Origin of the sequence: Vibrio sp. UCD-FRSSP16_30 (genome assembly GCF_001676025.1) — a bacterium.
In the GTDB taxonomy this organism is placed as follows: Bacteria; Pseudomonadota; Gammaproteobacteria; order Enterobacterales; family Vibrionaceae; genus Vibrio.
Genome location: NZ_LZFW01000056.1, coordinates 1 through 1,016, shown reverse-complemented (window position 1 = coordinate 1,016; position 1,016 = coordinate 1). Strand labels below are relative to the sequence as shown.

The following is a 1,016-nucleotide window of genomic DNA, read 5'->3' as shown; positions in this document are numbered from 1 at the left end:
TAGTCCGGATTGGAGTCTGCAACTCGACTCCATGAAGTCGGAATCGCTAGTAATCGTGAATCAGAATGTCACGGTGAATACGTTCCCGGGCCTTGTACACACCGCCCGTCACACCATGGGAGTGGGCTGCAAAAGAAGTGGGTAGTTTAACCTTTCGGGGAGGACGCTCACCACTTTGTGGTTCATGACTGGGGTGAAGTCGTAACAAGGTAGCCCTAGGGGAACCTGGGGCTGGATCACCTCCTTATACGATGATTATTCACGATGAGTGTCCACACAGATTGATTAGGTTTAGAAAGTTAGAGCAGGAAACTTCCAGATGGGGCTATAGCTCAGCTGGGAGAGCGCCTCGCTGGCAGCGAGGAGGTCTGCGGTTCGATCCCGCATAGCTCCACCATCTTTAAGTGTTTTTTGTTCTAAAAGAATATTTAAAAATGGTTATTTTCCTTTTTTAGGAAATAAACATGCTCTTTAACAATTTGGAAAGCTGACGAACAATAATGTGATTTCATTATTGTTCAAATTTAAAAGTTCTCAAATCCTAGTGATTTAATCATTAGGTACCAACACACATTCAAGTGTTCTTGGGAATAACATCATTGCCTGATGTTATTCAAATTTGAGTCCGGCAAAATCGATGTTTACTTCTGCTTTTTAAAGCGGAAATAAACAATAGTTATCTCGCTCATAATAAAGAGATAGCGCACCTTGGAAACGACATACTACGTTGTAGCAAACGTATTGCGTTAAGCAAGACCCTTTGGGGTTGTATGGTTAAGTGACTAAGCGTACACGGTGGATGCCTTGGCAGTCAGAGGCGATGAAAGACGTAATAACTTGCGATAAGCCCAGATTAGGTAGTAATAACCATTTGAGTCTGGGATTTCTGAATGGGGAAACCCACGTGCATAAGCACGTATCGTTATGTGAATACATAGCATAACGAGGCAAACCCGGGGAACTGAAACATCTAAGTACCCGGAGGAAGAGAAATCAACCGAGATTCCGAAAGTAGC

Annotated in this window: 1 tRNA gene and 2 rRNA genes; all 3 read left to right on the top strand. The window is 43.5% G+C overall.

Annotated elements, in window-relative coordinates:
* A 16S ribosomal RNA gene (locus A9260_RS13480) occupies positions 1-247 on the top strand; the annotation flags it as partial.
* A 74-nt stretch (positions 248-321) separates the two neighbouring features.
* Positions 322-397, top strand: a tRNA-Ala gene (locus A9260_RS13475).
* A 375-nt stretch (positions 398-772) separates the two neighbouring features.
* Positions 773-1,016 (top strand): 23S ribosomal RNA (locus tag A9260_RS13470); the annotation flags it as partial.